Raw genomic sequence first — 20,144 nt, forward strand, 5'->3', positions numbered from 1 at the left:
ATTAACCTTTCATGTGGCGCGTGGGCGCACAGGGAGTAAGGGGAATAGCGTATTTTGTAACACACGTCCGGCATCCGGGGAAAAGGTTAATGCTCTCGCAATAAACGCAGCAGGGTTGTTACCTGTTCATCCAGCGGCGCGAGCGTGTCTTTGACGATCAGATGCAGCGGGGTGGCACGGCGAGCGCCATGGCTTAACGGCAGCGGTCGTAATAGCCCCTGCTCAAGCTGCTGCTGAATTCGCTCCTCAGGCAACCAGCCGTAACCGACCTGATACATCACCGCCTCAATCGCGGCATCAATGGTCGAGAAGGTCCAGGCATCGCGCACCGCTTGCTGCGGGTTGTCGCGATCGGCAATGCGAATCAGCGGCCACGCGCGTAACGCGTCTTCATCCAGCGGCGCATCCAGCATGCAGAGCGGGTGATCGCGGTGGGCAACGGCCACGAAGTCAATATTCATCAGCCATTCGCCGCGGCCGGTGATATCCTGGCGTCGGGTCAGGACCATCACGTCCGCATCGGCATGCGCTGCCAGTCGATCGTCAGCATTCTCCAGCACTTCGGTCAAACGTACCTGCGTCTGCGGCCACGCCTGCTGAAACTGCTTGAGGATCGCGAACAGGCGTTTGCGTGGGAAGATGCTATCTACCATGAAATCCAGCCGCGTTCGCGTGCCGTTTTGCAACGTTGCTGCCCGGGTTTCCACCCATAAAAAGGACTTCAGTAACGGTTTGACCTGGCCCAACAGTAGCTCTCCCGCAGGGGTTAATACCGCCCTGCGACCTTCCGGCGTCAGCAGCGTCACGCCAAGCCGCTCCTGCAGTAGCGCCAGATTGTAGCTCACCGAAGACTGGCTACGGTTGGTCTCTTCCGCAGCTTTCGCAAAGCTGCCCAGCTCCACGACTTTCTCCAGTAAGGCCCATTGCTCCAGCGTTGTCTTGTGCATAACTCATCTAAAAATTGAATGAATATGATGTAAACATAGCGTTATTCATCCAATTTTTGAAGCGGTAAGATCCTCGCATCAAGTAAGAGGAGAACGAATATGAGCACTTTTGATAAACATGATTTGAGCGGCTTTGTCGGCAAACATCTGGTCTATACCTACGATAATGGCTGGAATTACGAGATCTACGTGAAAAACGACACCACTCTGGATTACCGTATTCACAGCGGCATTGTGGGGAATCGTTGGGTGAAGGATCAGCGGGCGTACATTGTGCGGGTTGGCGAGAGTGTTTATAAAATTTCATGGACCGAACCGACCGGGACCGACGTCAGCCTGATCGTAAATCTGGGCGACAAACTCTTTCACGGCACCATCTTTTTCCCGCGCTGGGTGATTAACAATCCGCAAAAAACGGTCTGTTTCCAGAATGACCATATTCCGCTGATGATGTCATATCGCGATGCGGGTCCGGCATATCCAACGGAGGTGATTGACGAGTTTGCGACCATCACCTTCGTGCGTAACTGTGGGGCGAACAATGACAGCGTTATTGCCTGTGCGGCCAATGAATTGCCGGAAAACTTCCCGGAAAATTTACGCTAAGGCTTCCAGACGCTGCACGGCGTCGGCGGTCAGAGTAAACGGCGTGGGGGTACACACCGCCAGGCTCAGGGTATCGAGCTGGCACTGGCTGACCGAGAGTGAGGAGGTTAGCGCGGTGCTGTCGACGCTGACAATTTGCCAGGCGCTGCCGCCACGCTGTTTCACGATAGCTTCTTTACGCGTCCAGATGCGCCAGAACGCCGCCAGCTGTTGCTCCGGGCGTTCGGCCTCAACTTCGGCATGTTCCCTGAGACTGAACACCGTATTTGCCAGCGTCTGCCAGTTATCGCGCGGGCGAACGACTTCAATATCACAGCCGACTTCCCCTTCGTCGCTGAGCAGCAGGGCAATATCATCACCGCTGTGGCTGAGATTGAACCACAGCGGAGTGTCGGCGGAAAAGGCCGGTTTTCCTTGCTCGCTGTAGACGATGTCCGGTAATGGCGAAAGAGTATGGGAAAGCAGCACGCGACCTGCCAGCCAGCGCGCACGACGAGCGCCTTGCGGGGCCTGCTCACGCAGTGCGGCAGGCAGTGCGCCAGCGCTTAAAACAGAAACTTTCCCAAGAACGATCCGGTACATATCAGGGCCAACGTTTAATGATGATAGAAGTATTTATGCCGCCAAACGCAAAGTTATTGCTCTGCAAAAATTCGCAATCAATCTTGCGGGCTTTACCCATAATGTAATCCAGCGCTCCACAATTAGCATCTGGCTGACTCAAATTTAGCGTAGGCGCAAACCAGCCTTCTCGCATCATTTGCAGACTCATCCAGGCCTCTAGTGCGCCACAAGCGCCAAGGGTATGTCCAAAATAGCTTTTAAGCGAGGATAGCGGCACATTATCACCATAAATTGCAGCGGTTGCCTGACTTTCTGCAATATCACCGCGATCGGTTGCGGTACCGTGCGCTGAAATATATCCGATATCACGGGCGCTAATACCGGCCATATTCAGCGATTTTTCCATGCAAATCTGCATTGTTTCGCGCTGTGGCTGGGTGATATGGGCAGCATCGCAGTTAGTGGCAAAGCTAACGATTTCACCATAAATCGTTGCTCCGCGCGCTTTAGCGTGTTCCAGCTCTTCCAGCACCAGCGTACCTGCGCCTTCTCCGATGACCAGACCATCGCGTTTTTCATCGAACGGGGAGGGGGTGGTTTTCGGCTCGTCGTTGCGCTGGCTGGTAGCGAACAGTGTATCAAACACGGCGGCTTCGGAAGGACACAGTTCTTCTGCACCGCCGGCGACCATCACTGTTTGATAACCGTGCCGAATGGCTTCCCATGCGTAACCAATTGCCTGGCTACCGGATGTGCAGGCGCTGGATGTCGGAATGACTCGCCCCCGCAGACCAAAAAATAATCCAGTGTTAACGGCAGTGGTGTGCGGCATCATTTGCACGTAGGTCGTGCCGGTGATGTTATTAGTATGCTTCTCGGTCAGCATGGTCGCGAACTCGCTCACTGGACCGGTACTACCGGTTGATGAACCATAAGCGATCCCGGTTTCACCGTTAGTCAGTACCCGATCGCCAATCAGCCCGGCCTGCTCAAGCGCCAGCTCTGTTGCGCGGGTGGACATCAGCGATACGCGACCCATGGCGCGAATTCGCTTGCGGGTATAGTGTTCCGGTAGAGTGAAGTCGTCGATCGGCGCACCCAGCAGTGTGTGCAGTCCGTCATAAACCTGCCACTCCGGCATTTTGCGTACCGCATTTTCATATGCCAATAACCTGGCGGAGACAGCCTGCCAGTTTTCCCCAAAGGCGGTGACGCCGCCCATGCCTGTAATCACGACACGACGTGTCATAACATCCCTCCATTGATGGAAATCACCTGGCGAGTTACATAGCCCGCCACATCCGACATTAAATAACTGGCAAGCCCGGCCACTTCTTCAGCCTGACCTATCCGTTTCATGGGGATCATCGACATCGCCTCTTTCAATGCGGCTTCTTCCATCTCGATCATCCCGGTATCAATGAGTCCCGGTGCAATGCAGTTTACGGTAATTTTGCGTTTTGCCAGTTCGATGGCCAGCGCTTTAGTGGCACCAATAATTCCGGCTTTTGCAGCACTGTAATTGACCTGACCACGGTTGCCCATCACGCCCGAAACCGAAGACAGTGTGATGATACGGCCCCCCTTGCGTGCGCTGATCATCGGCATAATGCACGGATGAATGACGTTGTAAAAGCTGTCGAGGTTGGTATGGATCACCGCATCCCAGTCGTTATCACTGAGCGCAGGGAAAGCGGCATCACGAGTGACCCCAGCGTTGCTAACAATGCCGTACCATGCGCCGTTTGCCTCAATATCTTGCGACAGTATTTCGCGGCACTGCTCGCGATTGGCAACATCAAATGTCAACAGGCGCCCTGCGCCGCCAGCGGCGAGGATAGCATCCAGCGTTTCTTGTGCTCCTTGCACATCGCGATGATAGTGTACGCCGACCACAAAACCGTCCGCGGCCAGTTGTCTGGCGATGGCGCGACCGATACCTTTGCTGGCACCCGTAACTAAAACTGAACGGCTCATGTGGACGCTCCTTGTTGAAATAGCGTGTTAATTTCTTCTGATGTCGGCTGGAAGGTGTTGACGCGACCGGTCGCCAACGTCTCGTTGTCTGCCTGGATGGCACATTCAAAGCTACCGAATCGTGCATCCTGCATCAGCAATTTGACATGGATGCTCAGCTTCTTCCCGGCAGGCAGAACACCTGTGGCACAGACTAACTCACGTGCGCCCAGTACCATGCCTAACGTAATACTCGCCTGACCTTGTTGCTGGCGGTGCCAGCCAGACCAGACGCCAATGGTCTGCGCCATCAGTTCCAGTGCGAACCAGCCAGGTAGATTGCCATCGGGGTCGAGGAAAGGGGCCAGTACGCTGTTTGCTGATACCGTCACGTGGCAGATGGCGGTTTCGTCCGCCACACTGACGACCTCTTCAAGGAGCAGCATCGGCGCATCATGCGGCAAATAGTCGCCCGGTGATAAATAGTGGCTCATGAGGTTCTCCCGAGCAGGATGCTGGCATTATTACCGCCGAAGGCAAACGAATTAGACAAGATAACCGGGCGAGTCAGCGGCTGTGGCTGTTCAATGATGCCGCAGGCTGGCAATGTTTCATCGCGTGGTGACTGGCTAAAATCCTGCGGTGGTAGCGGCAGGTCGCGTTGCAGAATCAGCATACTGATCGCTGCTTCGGTGATCCCCGCGGCACCCAGTGTGTGCCCGGTCAGGTGTTTGGTTGAACTGCACGGGACCGTTTCGCCAAATAGCGCGCTCACGACGTTGGACTCAATCTGATCGTTTAGCGGTGTAGCGGTACCGTGCAGATTGATATAGCCCACATGTTCCGGCGTCATTCCTGCGTCGTTAAGCGCCTGGCCGATGGCGCGAATGGCACCTTCCCCCTGTGGATGGGGAGCCGAAATATGGTACGCGTCGCTGGATTCGCCGACGCCAAGGAGCGCGATAGGCTGTGGCTCGCGGGTTAATACCATCAAGGCGGCGCCTTCGCCAATGGTGATCCCACAACGGTCGCGGCCAAACGGCTGACACAGCGTTGGGGAGAGTGATTCCAGACTGTGGAATCCGTTGATTGGCATTCGGCTTAGCGTATCCGCACCGCCGACAATGGCGATATCGACCAGACCAGATTCGATCAAACGACGTCCGCTCATAATAGCCCTTGCACTGGACGAGCAGGCGGTTGAGAGCGTAAAGGCCGGGCCATCCAGCGCCAGCCAGTGGCTAAGAAAACGCGACGGATCGCCTAGTTCCTGTTGCGGATAGCGCCAGTCAGTGCTCTCTTTGCCGTTGAGCATCAAATCAACGTGAACGTCACCCTCATCCAGGCCGGAGGTGCTGGTGCCGAGAACAACAGCAATACGATCGCGACCAAATCGGGCGATAGCGTCGTCCACCTGCGGCTGGATTTGCATCAGTGCTGCCAGCAATAGCTGGTTGTTGCGCGAACGATGAGCGCTAAAGTGCTGAGGAATAGCGGGTAACTCACCGTCAACGCCTGCTAACACGGCGGATGGGTGTCCTTGCAGCCAGCCCGTGCGCGGGCGCATTCCCGGCGCTATGCCACGAGTGAGGTTGGCTGCGATTTCATCAGTGTTATTGCCCAACGCGTTAATCATGCCAACGGCAGAAATGTAGATCATCTCAGTCACCCAGATATTGAATGGTGATGTGGTATTTAAAAACGTGCTGCTCAATGCTGATCGGTTCGCGTTTTCCTCTTCGATTCAGATACGTGATTTCCGTGACCACTTTGCCGCGTGCATTGCGCAGCTCACGCTTATCACCCGTATCGACGAGCGTCCAGCCTGTGGGTAATTGCGGTTGCCAGGTGCTAATCGGCCAATGGCTAAGCATCACGTCAGCCAGCACCTGGCTGGCTGGCGGCAATTGTGGAACGATGATCGATTGCTCGGTGTGCAGTCCTTTTTCATCGTAAGTCACGAGGAACAGGCGAATGCCGACTGATGACAGCCCGGCAAGTGTGATTTTCTTGTCATCAGCGTTGAGCATGACCAACAGTGACTGAGTTTTGCCGTTAAAACTACCGGTTAGTAGTTGTTGCGAATTCACCGCGGGAGAAATACCCGGAGCAGGTAGCGTTACACGAGTACCTGGCTCTAACCAGGCTTGCGGGCGGCCTTTCTGTTCCGGCTGTGAGTGGCTGCAACCTGCCAGCAGCAACGTGGCGACGAGCAGGCCCCGTCGGATGGCGCTGCGCTTATCCGGTCTACAAATGGTGTGCTGACGTAGATCGGATAAGGCAATGCCGCCATTCTGCAAAAGCCCACTCAACCAACGAAATATCGGTTTACTCATCGTTTTTTCTTCTCTCTTTTCGTTGGCATCGCCAGCGGTGACAGCAAAAATGCGGTGAAAATACCGCTTACTAGCACAATGCCAAAACTGCTGATTGCCTGAGTGGCACTAAAGACCAGCATGCCGAGCGTCAGGAGCGTGGTCATCATCGCCAGCGTGATAGCCAGCAGCGACGTCAGTGGCGTACCGCGTGGATTACTGAAAAACAGCGTGTAGTTAATGCCAATTCCCAGTACCAGCACCAGTGCCAGCAGCGAGAACAAGTTGAGCGCATGACCGCTCAGGGCCAGTACTGCCAGACCACAACCTAAAGACAGCACTGAGGGCACCAGGCTAATTAAGCCCTTACGCCAGCCAAGCCGAATGATGGCGCCACAGGCAATCACCGCCAGCGCAATGCACAGCAGGCCGGTCAGAATATGGCGATAAAGGGCAAACAGGTTGTCAAAGCTGCTCTTGCGATCCACCCACGCCACGCCGGAATATTTCGCGCTGAGCGTATTTAAAGCATCACTTTGGTTCACCCCTTCAACGGGAACCAATACGCTGCTTTCGCCATCAGCCAGAGACAGCCATAGCAAGCGCCAGCCTTCACTGGCTGGGCTGGCAAGCCAGGCTTCGACGGTTACAGGCATGGCGCTAAGATCGGGGTTCACCGTTGCCAGCCCGGCGTTGTTTAGGGCTTTCGTGATGGCGGGAGAAGCATCTTTTAGCAGAGAGAGATCCTGGTGTTGCCGGGCGAGTGAATTGAGCGGAATAGTGCGATATCCGCTGAGTAACCCGTCTTTTTTTGCCTGTTCCAGCGCGGGGGTAAAGGTTTCCAGCCGCTCCAGCGTTTGCTGAGCGGATTTGCCGTACACCACAAACCACTTCTGGTCGACGCTTTGCCCGGTCAGGGCGGTAATCGCTTTTTCCTGAGCGAGAATTTCCTGCGGCAACGCCTGTAACTGGGAGATATCATCATCTACGCGCAGCGTCGCTATTCCTGCCAGCGAGAACAACGCCAGTGCCAGCGGCAGGCCAACGGAGAGTTTTTTATTGCGTCGCCATGCAGCAAGCCAGTGTAGCATGAGTACCATTGCCGGCACCGGGCGTACCGGCAACCGACGACACAACCACGGGTGCCAGAAAATGACCGTCAGGCAGGAGGCGCTCAGACCTACCGCCGCGAATACCGCCATCTGGCGAATACCGGGGAAGGGGGCCAGCATCATAATCAGATAAGCCGCTACGGTGGTGAGTAGCGCCAGGAGCAGGGCATTGCGCACTTTGGCAAGGCTTTGCCATGGCGATGTTTCCGCACCGTGCACCATCCGTTCGGTCAAATAGTAGAGCGTATAGTCGGCGGAAATACCGATGATGCTCATGCTCATCACCAGCGTCATCAGATGGAGCTCGCCAAAAATCAGCAGCGTGACGACGGTCCCCGCCAGCGCACCAATGCCAATCGAAATCAGGCACAGCAGCAGCGGACGCAGCGAACGAAATACAGCCACGATGAGCAGGATCACCCCGAGCACAGTGGCTATGCCGAGAGTAGAGATATCTTTTTTCGCCTGCTGGCTGGCGTAATCGCTATAGAACAGCGTCCCGCGAGACAGCAGTTGAGCCTGTGGATAGTGGGCTTTGAGCTCACCTTCCAGCGTATTCAACGTGGTGACCAATTGGTGCGTCTGTTGCATATCAAACGATGAACCGGTCAGCTCGCCATGTAACAGATACCAATAGTTGCCTTGTTCATCCTGGGTGACCAGCCAGCCGTCCATCAGGCGCAGACGCTGCCCAGTTTTGGCCATGGCCAGCTGCGAGCCACGCATCAGCATGAAGGGATCGTTTTGTAGCTCTTTGCCACTGACGCCAGAGAATGCGGAGTAAAGTTGGGACAGGATCCACTGGCCCTGCGCTTCGCCGCCGTTTTGCAGCCGGGCGCGGGTCTCGTTATCTATCAGGCCGTTACGATGTTGCCAGAAGAATGCCCCCCAGGCCTGCTGGCTGTCGGCATCCATTGGACCTTTTACCTGGGCTAGCGCGTGCGATTTTTGCAGTAAAGCCAGCCAGTCCCGGGCTATCGCTGGGTCCGGTTGCTTACCGGGACTCACCAGCCAGACCACCTGACGGTCAAGGCGCTGCATAAATCCCTCGTTCAGACCCGGAGGTATAGCGCCCAGCGTCTGCTTTGGCAACATGGCCAGCACGCTGCTGTTAAGGCGGGCCTGAGGTAGCAGCGTCAGAAAGATGCCCAGCAGAAGCAGGCAGATGACTCCCCATAACAGCGCGGGACGTTTACTGGGCGGCAAAGCGTTGGCGTTCGTCATCGGTCAGTTGCGCTGGCGTTAGTTGGTGTTGGGAAAGCGCAATATCGGTGCGATCGCCCTGTTTATCATTGAGCTGAATGCTCTCCAGGTAGGTCTTTCCTGCTAAATCAATCGTCGCAAAAATCTTATCCAGTGGTGTGGTGATTGGCGTCAGGCGTAGCGTCCAGCGACCTTCTCCTAAGTCTGCGAACTCCACGCGGAAGTTTTGCTCCAGCACTTTACGATCCGCCTGGAATAACGCCCGTAGCAGATGATTAAACTGGAACATTTGCGGGTTATTCTCAGCGGTAACGGTCTGCGGTGGTTGACCGTTAATTGCCTGAACCATCCGTTTGTCATCCAGCAGCAGCTGCATCGGGAACGGGGACGTTTGATCCCACAGCAACCCCTTGTCGCGGGCGATCAACATCTTGCCCTGAGATCGCAGCGGTTGTGGTAGATCCTTTATCGTCCGGGTTTGATCGAAGTGGGCGCGAACCACCGGTTGCTCGGTAAAACGTTGTTGTAGGGAGTCGAGCGTCAGGGCTCTGACGAAAGGGCTGACGAGCAGCACGAGCAATGGCCATAATTTCATGGTGTCACTCCCATCCGTTCAAACAGAATATCCGGGCTGACAAAGCACAGTTCACGGCTTTTTTCGTCGACGGCGACCTGGATGGTGTAGCCTGTTGTAGCACGTTTACCTGTTTCGGCATCAAAAATTTCGTAGCCGATTCGCAGGCGATTTTCGTACTCTTTAATTTGGGCGCGTACACGGATACGCTGCTCGAAAGTCAGCGCATTGCGATACTTCACCCGAGTGTCGACCACTGGCCACAGATAGCCAGATTCTTTCATCTGCCGATAGCCATAATCGAATTGGTTCAGCAGTGCCTCACGGGCAATCTCGAAGTAACGGAAGTAGTTACCATGCCACGCTACGCCCATCATATCGACGTCGTGAAACGGAATAGTTAGCTCGACTTCAGCCGTAAAACGGGGATCGTTAAGCACCCTTTACTCCTTGTCATTGGTGTCCGGCAGTTGCCAGAAATCGAAAAAGTTAAACCAGTCGAGGGGCGACTGAAGCGCATAGTGCTCAAGGCGTTCGGCGTAGCGATCGACAGTATTCTGTAATGCCTGTTGTCGTGTGGCGCGCGGTAAGAGCAGCGGGTCGGCAAACGGTTCGCAGTAGATGTGGAGTTTATCCTGCTGGCGCAGGGCAAAAATCAGATCTACAGGGCAGCGTAAAATAGACGCAAGAATAAACGGGCCCTGAGGGAATGGCGCGTTTTGCCCCATAAAGCGGCTCCAGCACACACGCCACTCGCCGCCGCGTTGGGGATTGACTGCGATGCGATCGCCTACGATGGCTACCCATTCACCGCGCTCCAGTTTCTCTTTGAGCAGAATGGCAGTATCTGGACCAATACTGTTCACCGGGAGCAGATTTAATCCAGCCTGCGGCGCCATCTCTTGCATGATCTGTTTAAAGCGTTGGGCGTTATCGCTAAATACCAGCGCATTGATTGTTTTACTGCCCTGTAGCTGGGCCAGTGCCCGACAGGCTTCGACATCGCCAAGATGTGAAGCCAGCAGCAGTTTTCCCCGAGGATCGCTGACATTTAGCGTTTTTTCTGCGCATGGTGCAAAAATCACATCGCGACCGAAGTGCAGTTCACCGCGCCAACTGGCAATCTTATCCAGCATCGCGCCGCCAAAACGCAGGAAATGCTGATAACTGGTCAGGTTTGGCGGTACTGGCATCCGGCGTGTGATCAGTTGCGCTCTTACGCGGCTAATCCAGCGTTGAGAGGCTTTTCGGGCAGTTGAAGCGCTGAGCCAGTATACGCCGACGACCGGATACAGCAGCAGGGAGAAGGCTTTGCGGCCCAGTACACGCCAGACCAGCAGCATCAGACGCATTCCCCACAACCCTTTGACTTCCTGCTGCTGCGCCCAGTGTGTCGATGAACGACGACACAGCAGGGAGGGGATGCGCGGCAACATGCCAAAGAACAGGCGAGTGTGCATCAGTGAAATGTGCAGATTGTCTTTAAGCGCGTCGAAATGGGATAGCCCGTCCTGCGGATAGGTGACTCGCGTGGGGATAAAATAGCTGGTGTTGCCTTGCCAGTAGAGGCGCACCATCACTTCAGTATCAAAATCCATCCGTTTGCCAAGCGTTACACGCTGTGCCAGTTGCAGCGTGGGGGCCACCGGATACACCCGGAAGCCGCACATACTGTCTTTGAGCTGCAACGAGAGCGTTTCTATCCACACCCAGATATGGGTTACCCAACGACCGTACAGGCGCGAGCGAGGGACCGAATCATCGTAAATCGGTTGTCCGGAAATCAGTGCTGTCGGATGTTCTTTTGCCAATGCAAGCAGCCTGGGAATATCTTCAATGGCATGTTGCCCGTCGGCATCGACCTGCACTGCATGACTGAACCCGGCATCTGCTGCCGTCTGCATTCCGCGAATAACCGCCGCGCCTTTTCCTGCGTTGATGGGCAGGCGAATTAACGTCAGATTGCTGTATTCTGTCGCCAGGCGTGCCAGTTCATCTCGTGTAGTCTCGTCGCTGCCATCGTCCACCACAATGCAGGGGAGATTGAACGGCCGAAGACGATCCAACACGTCCGACATCATCGCGCCGTGGTTGTAGCAGGGGATCAACACGCATGGGGAAAAGGTCAGCGGCATAACCGAATCTTCCCGCTGCTGGCGGTATGGCGCACGTCACCGTCGTGGCGCTGGTAGCTAAAAGTGAGCATCTGACGCGCTTCCTGCCAGCTCAGACTCAGGGTGACGGTGGCCTCTGGCAATAGCGGTGACTGGAACTTCACGTTTTGAATACTGTGAAAACGCCAGCCAGGGACCAGCAGCGTGGTGGCGTAATCCATCGCCCAGTTTAGCTGTGCAACGCCCGGCAGCAGTGGCTGCACGCTAAAATGCCCGCTGAACCAAAACAGAGAAGGGTCGAGTTGTAAAACAATCTCAGCCTGATGAGGCAGTGCCTGATGGCGCTCGATTTCATGGGGTTTCATGAAATAACTCCTGTAATTGCGCATAGACACGCTTGTTCATACTGTTGACCGGAATCTCATCAATCACCCGCCAGTAGCGGGGAACAGCGACCGGCTCCAGCCAGGGCAGCAGCGAACGTCGCCAGGTCAGTTCTTGCGGTTTACCACCGCACTCAAGCCAGCGTTGCCGGGCTTCGTCATCCAGTACCAGCAGGACACCAACGCCCTGACGTCCTCCGCGTGAGACGGGCAATGCTGCGACTTCACGGATACCGTCCAGTGCCAGTAAACGTTGCTCCACTTCGCTGAGTGAAATGCGTTTCTCTTCAATCTTGACCACCCGCCCGCGTCTGCCCATCAGGCGGAACTGTCCGTTTTCGATAAACTGAAGAATATCATCGAGTAACAGGCCATCATCAGCTGCAATTAGTGGTGAAAACACACGAAACGCGTCGTCTTCTGACTGGAATCTGACTCCGGGAAAAGGCAGCCATGTCACATCATCCTGATGGCGATAGCGCCACGCGAGGATTCCGGTTTCAGTGCTGCCGTAGATCTCATCGGGCCAGACATTCAGCCAGTCAGCAGCCTGCTTGACGTCCTGCCATGACAGCATGCCGCCCGCGGAAAGAATCAACTCGATTGGCGGCGGTGTCAGGTGGTGGTCGAGGCGTTTCAGAAACGCCGGACTGCTGATAAACGCATACCGATGATCAGGGCTCAGTGCCGCCAGTTGTTCGGCATACCAAAGCATCGCCGCATGCAGCGGGAGGCCTAAAGCCATCGGCAAGAAGATACGAAACGTCAGACCATACAGGTGTTGCGGTACCACTGACGCGACGACCCGGCAACCTGCCAGACGATCAGCAAAACGCGTAGCGAGCAATGCTGCTTCGCTATCCAGACGAGCAATCGGTTTGATTACGCGTTTCGGCTGGCCGGTCGAACCGGAAGTGAATAGCTCCACAAAGGCGTCACTGCGTATTATCGGGAACGTGATGTCGTGGGCCACAGATGTCATGGCAGAGCTGACCACTCGCAGCGTTCCCTGCCAGTCCAGCGCTTTATCGCTCAGTACGCCATCAAACAGCAAGTGCTGCTCGTTTAACAACGAAACGCGACAATGTCCCGGGATCACCGGTGTTTTGCCAGCATGGAGCGTTGCCAGCAACGCGACGATGAATAAATAGCTGTTCTCGAAGCATAATGCCCAGCGTTCACCTTCCTGCTGCTGCAGTTGCGTTATCAACTGGGCCACATCATGGCGCAGATGGCCAAGTGTCCACGTATGATCTTCTTGCCACGCAACAGGAATGTCGTCCGGTCGTGGGGCACAGAGCCATTGAGCAAGTGTGAGGGGCTGCTTCATTGGGTATCTCGCTTTATCACCAGTTGGCGAACTAACCACTCGCCTACCATCAATGTCCCCATCAGCAGATAGGAAACCATACCGTTCCAGGTCGTCCACAGGGTCATATCGCCATTCAGTGCAGTAAAGAGCGCAACGCTGCCATTGATGATGAAAAAGGCGCACCAGATTAGTGTCACAAGGTACGTGTAGCGCACGCCTGCTTCGGGCAGATTTGGTTCGCGCAGCCGCGCCAGACGTTCAACGATGGGCATCGCTGACCACAGAGAACCACCAAAAACCGACAGCATGACGGCGTTTACCACTACGGGATAAAACAGCAGCAACTGGTGCGTTTTGAGCAGATAACTGGCAATGCATAAGGTGATACCCGCGATCACCACTACCTGTGTCACGACGCGCAACGGTCCCGCCTGTCGCCGGACCTGGCGAAAGCGTAAAAAAAGGAGTAGCGCCATTAACGGCAGCAACCAGTGCAGACTGTTATGCGCCAGGCCAAACCAGATCAAAAACGGCCAGGCCAACAACAGTAGACCTGTCAGCAGTTGTACGACTGGCAGGGAGCGAGTGCCTGACACGGTGAATTACGCTTCTATGAGAAGGCGTTCAACCGCATCGACGACATCTTGTACGGTGCGTACTGCTTTGAACTCTTCCGGCTTGATTTTCTTACCGGTTTTCTTTTGAAGATGCACGATCATGTCGACTGCGTCGATGCTATCGAGTTCCAGATCTTCGTACAGGCGCGCCTCAGGCTTAATATCTTGCGGGTCAACTTCAAACAGCTTGACCAGCAGTGAGGAGACTTCTTCGTAAATGGCTTTTTGTTCGGTCATAACGGACTATCCTCAGGCACGTTGCGCGTGAATGAAAGATGCCAGCGTGGCGACGGAGAAGAAGTGCTGACGCATTTCTTCGCTCTCCGCTGAGAGGACCACGCCATACTCGTTTTTCACCGCCAGACCCAGCTCCAGGGCATCGATTGAGTCCAGGCCTAAGCCATCGCCAAAGAGTGCCGCTTCGGTTTCAATATCGTCAGCTGTTAGTTCGTCGAGATTCAATGTCGTTATAATGAGATTTTTGATTTCAAGATAAAGCGCTTGCATCATTAATTCCTGAAAGAGGTAAAGTACCTGGTTGTAATTGAAGCAAAAGATGCCGGTTCAACTGCCTTGCGGCCAGCGCCGGTTCTTGTGAATTTGCGTCGTAAAATTGGTCGATCTTAACCCGCTCGTGTACTGAAATGGTAAACATGGGTTTTACCGATGGGACGTCGTACCATTGGCTTTCTTTGTTCAGCATTTGTTCGCTGCATTTAATGGTCACTATGCGTAAATCACTGCTGCAGCGCACGGCGATATTCGCCGCACCACGCTGTAACGTCATTTCCTCTCCGGGGCGTGTACGGGTTCCCTCGGGGAAAATTAAAATAGTATCGCCTTGTTCCAGACGTTGCTGGCACGCGGGCAATAGCGCGTCAGCCTGGCTGTTAATCAGATAATCTGCCGCCCGGACCACGCCGCTGAGGAACGGATTTTTTAGTAGTGCACTTTTCACCAGACAGTCGGTTTCGGGCATTACCGATGCCAGTAGCACGTAATCGATGAGCGTCGGGTGGTTGGCGACGACCAGGCATCCTTGTTCATTGCGTAAAATATCTCGTCCTTCAATTTGGTAATCCAACACACCAAGCCGTTTCGCCACCGTTAAAAAGAGGCGAAAACTGGCGGCGATGCTGCGTCTGGCGATACGCCGACGTCGGGCGTTATCCCATATCGCGATCAGCAAGACGTTAAACCAGAACGTAGAAAGAAGGAGTCCGCCGAGGCCAAACAGGGCAAAGCAAAGACCGGTCATCACCAGTCGCCATACCCGGTTAAGCCGCAGGAGCATCGTGTTCATCCCTGACTCCACTGCCATTGTACGCGTTCGCCAGACAGGGTAAACGCCTTGGTATCTTGCAAGTAATGTTGTAAAAACAATAGGCTTTGCGGCAACGGTGTCTCACCCCGCCCGCAGTGCGGACGGGTTTCACATTGCCAGCTATCACCGGATTCAATGACCAGCGCGACGGCAAACGGCCATGTTGGCATGTCAGGTGGTAACTGTGGGTGATAAAACTCGGGCAGAAAACCGTCGAAATCGACCATCAATACGCGCTGATATCCCGCCTGCAACAGCCCGATGACTTCACATAGCCCTTGCTGGAACGTATCCCTGCCAGCAGAAAGCGAGGAGGAGGCAATCGGTTTTTTCGCAGCGATCGTCAGGTTACCCACAGCAGAGTTATGTACAGAGAGGGCAAAATCGGTTGGTGAGAGTGCCTGCCCAGTCGCCAGGGCGTGCAGGATCCTGTAGTTACGCTCCAGTTCACCATGGCGGCTTGTATACAAAACAGCATTGATATCATGGCGGCGTAGCATCGCCAGCCCACAATCGACGGCCAGTTTGCTGCCGGAACTGAGGCGGCGAGCCGTCATCATCGGTAACTCGTTGAGCTTAGCCAATGGCGCAGTGGGATCGATGGCGTGCGAAAGCCGTGACCATTCATGCCACTGTTCTGTTTCGCTTAACCCTGGCGCCCTGGCCTGCCAGTCTATAATGTTGAAAGCAAATTTCATCAACGCGTATCCGCGGTAAATCGGTTGTTCCGATTGTTTCTTATTTTTTCTTCTGACATATCAATAAAGTATGCCCAACACCTAAGTTGTCGTGGCGTTCATCTACCTGAAAACCTGCCAGATTCAGATAGTGATAAAACCTCTCTACGCTGTAGAAACGGCTGTTGCCATTCGCCATACAGGTAAAATAAAGCGAAGACGCATTCAGGCTAAATGAGGCCGCTTCAAATTTTTGGGCATCCCAAAACAGTTCCATAATGAACAGCTTCGCGCCCGGTTTCATCACCCGAGCAACGTTGCGCAGCATAGCGATAATTTGTTCCGGAGAAAAACAGTCCAGAAATTGACTCATCCACCAGATATCAGCGCCGGCAGGTAAAGGCGAGTCGCTAAGCATATCCACAGCATGGAAATTTATGCGATGAGATAATCCTGCATTTTCTATATTTTCGCGGGCAAGTGCAATTTGTTGCGGCAAATCTAATAGGGTGACAGTAATATTGTCATCATGCTGACAACAACGTAATGCCCATTTCCCGGTATTTCCGCCGACATCGTACAGGGTTGCAGGGGCGCTGGCGAATACATATGGCAATGCGGCATCAAATGCTCCATCTGAATAGTAATGATCGAAAGCAAACCAACTTTCACGCGCAGCCAGCGGTAATTGTGATAGTGCAGGATAGATTGTTGACCAGTCGCCAAAAGTTTTTAACCCTACGGGTTTTCCTTCTTTAAGTGCATTTTCCAGATAGAACAGCCCCTGATAACAAACATCCTGGGTGAAGTCCATATTCACACGCGTCATCGTGTCATGTAAAAGAAAATGACCAACTTTAGCGAGGTAATAATATCCCTCTTTGTGGGTAATGATGCGCCCACTTAACCCCATATCCAACAGGATGCTGGCGGCATATTCGTTGATGGTGCTGTTTTCGGTAATCTCGTCGAGCGTGGCGCCGCGTTTACCTTGCTTGTCCAGCCAGGTGAGTACTCCAGCATTTCGCAGACACAACGCGGTTTGAAATAGCATAGGGGCAAAGGCGATACGTTGTGCTTCAGTAATGGCATCCAGTGCGCTAAGCGAATCCTGTTCGTACATGTGGGGACAACCTGTTAAATGGCAGATAGTAAGAGTATCGGGCCTTTTCGGCCCGACTTTAGGCGTAATTACAGATTGGCGCCGGCTGACAGATTAAGCTGGATGTCTTTATCCAGATTGCGTACCCAGCGGTTGTAGTTTTTGTGAATCTTTCCACCAGAAGCCTGCAGGTTGAGGCTGCTGTCATATTTGATGTCATAGCTGGTGGCGGTATAAGTGATACGGACTTCAGCCACATGATCGCGGGTTTGTTGGCGAGCTTTAATAATACCTGGTCCGGCTTCGGACATGACCCATTGGCGTTGAATACCGGCTTTCAGGATCGCGGTTTTAACCTGGTCCTGAGTATGTCCCGCGCTCACACTGGTGTGAACTTGATCAATCGGCGCAGTACGTGCACAACCCGCTAGTGCACCGACAACGGCAATGGCTGCAAACCACTTAATATACTGTTTCATTAAAACTCCCTCTCAAAGTACCGTTTATACATGTTAACTTATAAGCTCCGGAATCATGATGCACCCTTTATCACCTGCAATTTTATTTAAACTAAATTAGCGTTTTGTTTCACTATGCTGATAGCGAGGCAATGAGATGACCGGATGATAATATTCTATGACTTTCTTCAACAGAAACTTTTCAGCATCATCATCGGCGAGAAGTATAGATTTTTAGAGAAAACGTATCAAATAAAATAACCTTTAAATCTAAGTGGATAGTTTAAGTTAAATGCTTTGGAGGTGTTCGTTATTTTTATGTGTTTTGGCAAAGAATAATGCATGTGGATTATATGTTTCCTTTATAAAAGAATGAATTCCTTTTCACTCTTTATTTAAGATAAGCCACTGTATATAGCTGTGTTGACGTCATTTTAACGTCAATATGGAAATATAATAACTACCTCGGTTGGTAGTTTTCAGGGTAGCCGACTTTTGGGTCTGCCGGGTCCCAGCAAAATTGCCAGTTTGCTACCGCCTGTGGTGGTTTCCATCCAGATTTTACACACGCTGGTTAACGGCACGGAGAGCAGCATACCTACCGGACCAAGCAGCCATCCCCACACCAACAGAGAGAGAAACACGATTAGCGTCGATAATCCCAGCCGGTGCCCCATCATGCGGGGCTCGAGGATGTTGCCAATTACCATATGCACCACCAGAAACAGCGCCCCAACCAGCACGCATTCGTAAACGCCGTTGAACAGCAGCGCCTGGATCATGGGTGGAACGGCGGAAATGACCGAGCCAATGTTGGGCACGTAGTTTAGCAGGAATGCCAGCACACCCCACATCAGAGCAAACTGAATACCCATTAGCGCCAGCCCCAGCCAGACGATGGCTCCGGTCCATAAGCTGAGCAACGTTTTCAGCGCCAGATAGTGAGAAACACCTTTCAGTGCCCGATGCAGCCCCGCAATATGGATTTGTGGGTTGTTCAGCGCAAAGCGCAGCTTATAGGGGACATGACGCACCTCAAACAACATAAAGACCACCGTCATCACCAGCAGAACGACGCTGGCCATGGCACCGGAAAGACTTGTCATCAGCGTGGTTGTGAAGGTCATCAGCTTGTCGGAGTCCATACGTTGCAGCATGCGCTCCGGGGACATATGCAGATTCAGAAAAGGCACCATCTCTTGCAGATACAGAACCTTGCGCGTCAGCTCCTTGTTGTATTTTGGCAGCATGGCCATGAATTCAGTAATGGATGACGCCAGAACACCGATTAACGCCGTAAGAACGATCAGCATCACCACCACGACTAACGTTATCGCGACCGGCCGACGTACACCCCGGCGAATAAACCAGGTGACCAGCGGATTCAATACAATGGCAAAAAAAAGGGCCAGCAGAAGCTGTACGATGATATCCGCCGCGGCATGAATACCCGCGAGGATCACCACCAGAGCGGCCAGTTTGAGCAGAATGTGCAAACCCGTTTTATCGGGCTGGGCGGTTGTCATGTCGTCTTCCTGTTTGCGTTTTTGCATTAAGTGTAGCGGCTGGCTTGCGACTGATATTCCTAAACTGACTACTGATTTCTGCCCGGCAACATGGTAGAAATGAAACACTGTTGTGAAAACGTGGTGATCCTCCATGCCCGAACCCGTCGCTGAACCGACGCTTAGCGGTTTACGCCTTAATCTGCGTATTGTCTCTGTGGTGATGTTTAACTTCGCCAGCTACCTGACCATTGGTCTGCCGCTCGCTGTATTGCCAGGCTATGTCCATGATGTGATGGGATTTAGTGCTTTTTGGGCAGGGCTGGTCATCAGCCTGCAATATTTCGCTACGCTGCTGAGCCGTCCACATGCCGGTCGCTATGCCGACCTGCTGGGGCCAAAGAAGATTGTGGTATTCGGACTGTGTGGCTGTTTTTTAAGTGGTCTGGGCTACTTCCTGGCGGGCTTCACGAATGGCTGGCCGCTGGCCAGCCTGCTGCTGTTATGCCTGGGGCGCGTGATTCTAGGGATCGGGCAAAGCTTTGCCGGGACTGGCTCTACGCTGTGGGGGGTTGGGGTCGTTGGTTCAATGCACATCGGACGGGTGATTTCGTGGAACGGCATCGTGACCTATGGCGCGATGGCGATAGGCGCTCCGCTGGGTGTACTGTTTTATGCCTGGGGTGGCTTACAGGGACTGGCGCTGACCGTGATGGGCGTGGCGCTGTTGGCAATACTGCTGGCGCTCCCTCGTCCGGCGGTGAAGGCCAGCAAAGGCAAACCGTTACCGTTTCGCGCGGTGCTTGGGCGTGTCTGGTTGTACGGCATGGCGCTGGCCCTGGCCTCAGCCGGATTTGGCGTGATCGCCACTTTCATTACCCTGTTTTATGATGCCAAAGGCTGGGACGGTGCCGCTTTCGCGCTGACGCTTTTTAGCTGCACGTTTGTGGGGACCCGCCTGTTATTCCCAAATGGTATCAACCGTTTAGGTGGACTAAATGTGGCGATGATCTGCTTTAGCGTCGAGATTGTTGGGTTGCTGCTGGTGGGGATGGCTTCCATGCCGTGGATGGCGAAAAGCGGCGTCCTGCTGGCCGGTGCAGGGTTCTCGCTGGTGTTCCCGGCGCTGGGCGTGGTGGCGGTAAAAGCCGTCCCGCAGCAAAATCAGGGCGCTGCGCTGGCGACGTATACGGTTTTTATGGATTTATCACTGGGAGTTACGGGGCCGCTGGCTGGGCTGGTCATGACCTGGGCGGGCGTGCCGGTTATCTATCTGGCGGCGGCAGGGCTGGTGGCGGTGGCGTTATTGCTGACCTGGCGATTAAAAAAACGGCCTCAGGTGGTGTCACCGGAGGCCGAGTCATCGTCTTAACCG

General features: G+C 53.9%; 23 protein-coding genes and 1 pseudogene. 2 read left to right on the forward strand and 22 right to left on the reverse strand.

Going from position 1 to position 20,144, the window contains the following annotated elements:
- Positions 1 to 9: 9 nt before the first annotated feature.
- Together nikE and HVZ39_RS01050 are read right to left on the reverse strand one after the other, a co-directional pair.
- Positions 10 to 90 (reverse strand): annotated as a pseudogene (gene nikE, locus HVZ39_RS26510) (nickel import ATP-binding protein NikE); the annotation flags it as partial.
- Positions 87 to 947 carry a LysR family transcriptional regulator gene (locus HVZ39_RS01050; RefSeq protein ID WP_181633127.1) on the reverse strand — a complete coding sequence of 287 codons (861 nt, stop codon included), beginning with the start codon at positions 945 to 947 and terminating at the stop codon, positions 87 to 89. The pseudogene nikE and the gene HVZ39_RS01050, both read right to left, overlap by 4 nt.
- A 99-nt stretch (positions 948 to 1,046) precedes the next feature.
- Here HVZ39_RS01050 and HVZ39_RS01055 point away from each other — a divergent pair, with 99 nt between their 5' ends.
- Positions 1,047 to 1,553 carry a phenolic acid decarboxylase gene (locus HVZ39_RS01055; protein WP_181633128.1) on the forward strand — a complete coding sequence of 169 codons (507 nt, stop codon included), beginning with the start codon at positions 1,047 to 1,049 and terminating at the stop codon, positions 1,551 to 1,553.
- On the opposite strand, the gene acpT is transcribed toward HVZ39_RS01055, so the two are convergent.
- The 20 genes from acpT to HVZ39_RS01155 form a co-directional block, all read right to left on the reverse strand.
- Positions 1,545 to 2,135, reverse strand: coding sequence for a 4'-phosphopantetheinyl transferase AcpT (gene acpT / locus HVZ39_RS01060; protein WP_103928724.1), 591 nt, complete (start codon positions 2,133 to 2,135; stop codon positions 1,545 to 1,547). The two genes, HVZ39_RS01055 and acpT, sit on opposite strands and share 9 nt — an antisense overlap.
- Before the next feature lies 1 nt (position 2,136).
- Positions 2,137 to 3,366 (reverse strand): beta-ketoacyl-ACP synthase, encoded by a 1,230-nt coding sequence (locus HVZ39_RS01065; RefSeq protein ID WP_016157680.1) that lies wholly within the window; start codon positions 3,364 to 3,366, stop codon positions 2,137 to 2,139.
- A complete protein-coding gene (locus HVZ39_RS01070; RefSeq protein ID WP_016157679.1) occupies positions 3,363 to 4,094 on the reverse strand; it encodes a 3-ketoacyl-ACP reductase FabG2 in 732 nt (243 codons plus the stop codon). Before HVZ39_RS01070 ends, HVZ39_RS01065 begins: the two co-directional genes overlap by 4 nt.
- Positions 4,091 to 4,567: a hypothetical protein gene (locus tag HVZ39_RS01075; protein ID WP_016154864.1), complete on the reverse strand. Its 477-nt coding sequence runs from the start codon at positions 4,565 to 4,567 to the stop codon at positions 4,091 to 4,093. The genes HVZ39_RS01070 and HVZ39_RS01075 overlap by 4 nt, the downstream gene beginning before the upstream one ends.
- Positions 4,564 to 5,733 (reverse strand): beta-ketoacyl-[acyl-carrier-protein] synthase family protein, encoded by a 1,170-nt coding sequence (locus HVZ39_RS01080; RefSeq protein ID WP_181633129.1) that lies wholly within the window; start codon positions 5,731 to 5,733, stop codon positions 4,564 to 4,566. The genes HVZ39_RS01075 and HVZ39_RS01080 overlap by 4 nt, the downstream gene beginning before the upstream one ends.
- 1 nt (position 5,734) lies before the next feature.
- Positions 5,735 to 6,409: a DUF3261 domain-containing protein gene (locus HVZ39_RS01085; protein WP_223952430.1), complete on the reverse strand. Its 675-nt coding sequence runs from the start codon at positions 6,407 to 6,409 to the stop codon at positions 5,735 to 5,737.
- The gene (locus HVZ39_RS01090; RefSeq protein ID WP_181633130.1) at positions 6,406 to 8,724 is read right to left on the reverse strand and encodes an MMPL family transporter; all 2,319 of its coding nucleotides are present in this window, start codon (positions 8,722 to 8,724) and stop codon (positions 6,406 to 6,408) included. The genes HVZ39_RS01085 and HVZ39_RS01090 overlap by 4 nt, the downstream gene beginning before the upstream one ends.
- Positions 8,693 to 9,298: an outer membrane lipoprotein carrier protein LolA gene (locus HVZ39_RS01095; protein WP_181633131.1), complete on the reverse strand. Its 606-nt coding sequence runs from the start codon at positions 9,296 to 9,298 to the stop codon at positions 8,693 to 8,695. The genes HVZ39_RS01090 and HVZ39_RS01095 overlap by 32 nt, the downstream gene beginning before the upstream one ends.
- Positions 9,295 to 9,717: a thioesterase family protein gene (locus HVZ39_RS01100; protein ID WP_003827529.1), complete on the reverse strand. Its 423-nt coding sequence runs from the start codon at positions 9,715 to 9,717 to the stop codon at positions 9,295 to 9,297. The genes HVZ39_RS01095 and HVZ39_RS01100 overlap by 4 nt, the downstream gene beginning before the upstream one ends.
- Before the next feature lie 3 nt (positions 9,718 to 9,720).
- Positions 9,721 to 11,412 (reverse strand): glycosyltransferase, encoded by a 1,692-nt coding sequence (locus HVZ39_RS01105; RefSeq protein ID WP_181633132.1) that lies wholly within the window; start codon positions 11,410 to 11,412, stop codon positions 9,721 to 9,723.
- A complete protein-coding gene (locus HVZ39_RS01110) occupies positions 11,403 to 11,756 on the reverse strand; it encodes a hypothetical protein (RefSeq protein ID WP_016157672.1) in 354 nt (117 codons plus the stop codon). The genes HVZ39_RS01105 and HVZ39_RS01110 overlap by 10 nt, the downstream gene beginning before the upstream one ends.
- A complete protein-coding gene (locus HVZ39_RS01115; RefSeq protein ID WP_016154857.1) occupies positions 11,743 to 13,104 on the reverse strand; it encodes an AMP-binding protein in 1,362 nt (453 codons plus the stop codon). The genes HVZ39_RS01110 and HVZ39_RS01115 overlap by 14 nt, the downstream gene beginning before the upstream one ends.
- Positions 13,101 to 13,682 carry a hypothetical protein gene (locus HVZ39_RS01120; protein ID WP_016154856.1) on the reverse strand — a complete coding sequence of 194 codons (582 nt, stop codon included), beginning with the start codon at positions 13,680 to 13,682 and terminating at the stop codon, positions 13,101 to 13,103. The genes HVZ39_RS01115 and HVZ39_RS01120 overlap by 4 nt, the downstream gene beginning before the upstream one ends.
- A gap of 6 nt (positions 13,683 to 13,688) precedes the next feature.
- Positions 13,689 to 13,940 (reverse strand): acyl carrier protein, encoded by a 252-nt coding sequence (locus HVZ39_RS01125; RefSeq protein WP_016154855.1) that lies wholly within the window; start codon positions 13,938 to 13,940, stop codon positions 13,689 to 13,691.
- 12 nt (positions 13,941 to 13,952) lie between these two features.
- Complete coding sequence (locus tag HVZ39_RS01130) at positions 13,953 to 14,210, reverse strand: phosphopantetheine-binding protein (protein ID WP_016154854.1); 258 nt, start codon at positions 14,208 to 14,210, stop codon at positions 13,953 to 13,955.
- A complete protein-coding gene (locus HVZ39_RS01135; protein WP_249419282.1) occupies positions 14,191 to 15,006 on the reverse strand; it encodes a lysophospholipid acyltransferase family protein in 816 nt (271 codons plus the stop codon). Before HVZ39_RS01135 ends, HVZ39_RS01130 begins: the two co-directional genes overlap by 20 nt.
- Positions 15,003 to 15,725, reverse strand: coding sequence for a beta-ketoacyl synthase chain length factor (locus tag HVZ39_RS01140; RefSeq protein WP_181633134.1), 723 nt, complete (start codon positions 15,723 to 15,725; stop codon positions 15,003 to 15,005). The genes HVZ39_RS01135 and HVZ39_RS01140 overlap by 4 nt, the downstream gene beginning before the upstream one ends.
- Before the next feature lie 40 nt (positions 15,726 to 15,765).
- Positions 15,766 to 16,827: a class I SAM-dependent methyltransferase gene (locus tag HVZ39_RS01145; RefSeq protein ID WP_153646704.1), complete on the reverse strand. Its 1,062-nt coding sequence runs from the start codon at positions 16,825 to 16,827 to the stop codon at positions 15,766 to 15,768.
- A 68-nt stretch (positions 16,828 to 16,895) separates the two neighbouring features.
- A complete protein-coding gene (locus HVZ39_RS01150; protein WP_029139728.1) occupies positions 16,896 to 17,273 on the reverse strand; it encodes a hypothetical protein in 378 nt (125 codons plus the stop codon).
- A gap of 470 nt (positions 17,274 to 17,743) precedes the next feature.
- Complete coding sequence (locus HVZ39_RS01155) at positions 17,744 to 18,790, reverse strand: AI-2E family transporter (RefSeq protein WP_016154849.1); 1,047 nt, start codon at positions 18,788 to 18,790, stop codon at positions 17,744 to 17,746.
- A gap of 133 nt (positions 18,791 to 18,923) precedes the next feature.
- Here HVZ39_RS01155 and HVZ39_RS01160 point away from each other — a divergent pair, with 133 nt between their 5' ends.
- On the forward strand, positions 18,924 to 20,141 hold the full coding sequence (locus HVZ39_RS01160) for an MFS transporter (protein WP_047358184.1): 1,218 nt from the start codon (positions 18,924 to 18,926) through the stop codon (positions 20,139 to 20,141).
- Positions 20,142 to 20,144: the final 3 nt, after the last annotated feature.

This window comes from Citrobacter sp. RHB35-C21, assembly GCF_013816515.1.
Taxonomy (GTDB): Bacteria; Pseudomonadota; Gammaproteobacteria; order Enterobacterales; family Enterobacteriaceae; genus Citrobacter; species Citrobacter braakii.